Genomic DNA, 2,908 nt, shown 5'->3' on the forward strand with positions numbered 1-2,908 from the left:
GGGCTCGAGCGCGTGGTCAGCGCCGCGACGGCGGACGCCGGCGCGGAGGGCGTGCACGCGTTCGTCGAGGGCTACCTGCTGGCCGCCTACCGGCAGGCACGTCGCGGCGGGTCGGCGGACGCCGGCCGCGCGGCCGACGCGCCGGCCGAGCAGCTCGTCCTGCTCACCCCGGAGGGACGCCCGGACCCCGAGCCCGCGATCGAGGCGGCCCGTCGTCGGGCGCACGCGACCTGGCTCGTGCGCGACCTCGCGAACACGCCCGCGGACGTCAAGGGGCCCGAGTGGTTCGCGGACCGTGCGCGGAGGCTCGCGCAGGACCAGGGGCTCGAGGTCGCGGTGCGCGGCCCGCGCGAGCTCGCGGCCGAGGGCTTCGGCGCGCTGCTCGCCGTCGGCGCCGGCTCGGCGCGACCGCCACGCCTCGTGACGGTGACGTACGACCCGCGCGACCACGGCGTCGTCCCGGACGCGACGCGCACGGGCCGCACGGCGGACGAGCGGCACGTCGTCCTGGTCGGCAAGGGCATCACGTACGACACCGGCGGCCTGTCGATCAAGCCGCGCGAGGCCATGGTCCCGATGAAGACGGACATGGCCGGCGCCGCCGTCGCCCTCGCGGTCGTGCTCAGCGCCGCACAGGCGCGCGTCGCCCGGCGCGTGACCGCGGTGCTGCCGCTCGCCGAGAACCACGTCGGCGCCGCGTCCTACCGCCCGGGCGACGTGCTGCGCACGTACTCGGGCCGCACGGTGGAGGTGGCGAACACGGACGCCGAGGGGCGGCTCGTCCTGGCCGACGCCCTCGGCTTCGCCGTGCGCCACCTGGCACCCGACGTCCTCGTCGACGTCGCGACCCTCACCGGCGCGGCGACCCTCGGCCTCGGTCGCGGGCACGGCGCGCTGTACGCGACGGACGACGCGGTCGCGGCCGCGATCGAGGACGCGGCCGGCGCGACCGGTGAGGCCGTGTGGCGCATGCCGCTCGTCGAGGACTACGTCACGGCGCTGCGCTCGGACGTCGCCGACCTGCGCCACGTCCCGCTCGAGAACCCGGGCGGCGGCTCGATCACCGCCGCGCTCTTCCTGCGCGAGTTCGTCGACGGGGTGCCGTGGGCGCACCTCGACGTCGCGGGCCCGGCCCGGTCCACGGCGGAGCGGGACGAGGTCGTCGAGGGCGCGACCGGCTACGGCGCGCGGCTGCTGCTCGCGGCGCTCGACGCGCTCTGACCGCAGGGCGTCCGCCGGCCGGGGGCCGCCGGCGGCCGCGACTCAGCGGCGGACGGCCAGGAGGAGCCCGTCGCCGCTGGGCAGCAGCGCGGGCAGGACGCGCTCGTCGGTCCGCAGCCTGCGGCCGACCTCCCGCACGACGGTCGTCACCTCGTCGCGGCGCGCCGGGTCGGCGACGCGGTCCTGGTGCAGCGCCCCGTCGACGGCGAGCACGCCGCCCGGCCGCAGGAGCCGCAGGCCCTGCTCGACGTACTCGGGGTAGCCGAGCTCGTCCGCGCCGACGAGCACGAGGTCGTAGGCGCCGTCGGTGAGGCGGGGGAGCACGTCGCTCGCGCGACCCGGGATGGTCCTGGTGCGCGTGGGCGGGACGCCCTCCTCGGCGAACGCCTGCTTCGCCGCACGCTGGTGCTCCACCTCGACGTCGATGGTCGTCAGGACGCCGTCCGTCGGCATGCCCCGCAGGAGCCAGAGCGACGCGACGCCGGTGCCCGTGCCGATCTCCACGACCGACCGGGCGGCGAGCGCCGCGGCGAGGACGCGCAGCACCGCGCCCGCACCCGGCAGGATCGCCGGGCAGCCGAGCTCCGCGGCGCGGTCGCGGGCACGCAGCAGCACCTCGTCCTCGGGGACGAAGTCCTCGCAGTACACCCAGCCGGCGGCCTTGGCGCTGCGGTTCGTGCCGACGTCGCTGGTGATCGGAGCCTCCGGGGTGCTGCTCGTTGTCCTGCACCCGCCGCGCCGTCGGCGCGCGGGCCCGGCGCGGGGCGCCGGATGCTCCGGATCGTACCCGCACCCGCCCACGACGGCGCGGACGAGGGCGTGCTCGGCCGCGGCGCGCCGCGCCGGTGTGCAGGGCACGTGGACGTGCGGAGGACGTCCGGCGCCGGGCCGGGGAACACGGCGCGGACGACGGGCGTTGGTCTGGGACGATGGACGGTGTGAGCGACAGACGGCCGACGACCCCGACCGGCACGCAGGACGAGACCACGGCGTGGGTCGCGCCGTCGTGGGACGAGATCGTCCGCGAGCACTCGGCGCGCGTCTACCGGCTCGCGTACCGCCTCACGGGAGACCGGCACGACGCCGAGGACCTCACGCAGGAGACGTTCGTCCGGGTCTTCCGCTCGCTCTCCGGCTACACGCCCGGGACGTTCGAGGGCTGGCTGCACCGCATCACGACGAACCTGTTCCTCGACCAGGTGCGGCGCAAGCAGCGCATCCGCATGGAGTCGATGGGGGACGACGACGCCCTCTACCCGGCGCGCGGCGACCTCGCCGAGCCGGAGCGCGGCTACGAGCACGCCAACCTCGACCGCGACGTGCAGCGCGCGCTCGACGCCCTGTCGCCGGAGTACCGCGCCGCCGTGGTCCTGTGCGACATCGAGGGACTGTCGTACGAGGAGATCGCGGTCACGCTCGGGATCAAGCTCGGCACGGTCCGGTCCCGCATCCACCGCGCGCGCTCGCAGCTGCGCGCCGCGCTCCCGCACCGGGACCCGGCCGAGCGCCCCGTCACCGGCGACCTCGCCCCGCAGGAGGTCGCGTGACGCACCTCGGCTCCCGGCTCTCCGCGCTCGTCGACGGCCAGCTCTCGCCCGCGGAGGGCGAGCGCGTCCTCGAGCACGTCGCCGGCTGCCGGGCGTGCGCCGAAGAGCTCGCGGCCGCGCGCGCCGAGCGGCGCGCGCGG

The 2,908-nt window shown here is 77.2% G+C and carries 4 protein-coding genes; 3 read left to right on the forward strand and 1 reads right to left on the reverse strand.

The window, feature by feature from the left end:
• Nucleotides 1–1,221, forward strand: a 1,221-nt coding sequence (locus JZ5iCDA_RS16590) for a leucyl aminopeptidase family protein (protein WP_069388133.1), incomplete at its 5' end; no start/stop codon positions are given.
• 42 nt (nt 1,222–1,263) lie between these two features.
• On the opposite strand, the gene JZ5iCDA_RS16595 is transcribed toward JZ5iCDA_RS16590, so the two are convergent.
• Nucleotides 1,264–1,917: an O-methyltransferase gene (locus JZ5iCDA_RS16595; RefSeq protein ID WP_171905414.1), complete on the reverse strand. Its 654-nt coding sequence runs from the start codon at nt 1,915–1,917 to the stop codon at nt 1,264–1,266.
• 242 nt (nt 1,918–2,159) lie between these two features.
• Here JZ5iCDA_RS16595 and sigE point away from each other — a divergent pair, with 242 nt between their 5' ends.
• Together sigE and JZ5iCDA_RS18100 are read left to right on the forward strand one after the other, a co-directional pair.
• Nucleotides 2,160–2,768: an RNA polymerase sigma factor SigE gene (gene sigE, locus JZ5iCDA_RS16600; RefSeq protein ID WP_290438823.1), complete on the forward strand. Its 609-nt coding sequence runs from the start codon at nt 2,160–2,162 to the stop codon at nt 2,766–2,768.
• Nucleotides 2,765–2,908: zf-HC2 domain-containing protein (locus tag JZ5iCDA_RS18100; RefSeq protein ID WP_139123190.1), on the forward strand; the 144-nt coding region annotated here is incomplete at its 3' end. The genes sigE and JZ5iCDA_RS18100, both read left to right, overlap by 4 nt.

Origin of the sequence: Cellulosimicrobium cellulans, from assembly GCF_001722485.1 — a bacterium.
Lineage (GTDB): Bacteria > Actinomycetota > Actinomycetes > Actinomycetales > Cellulomonadaceae > Cellulosimicrobium > Cellulosimicrobium cellulans_A.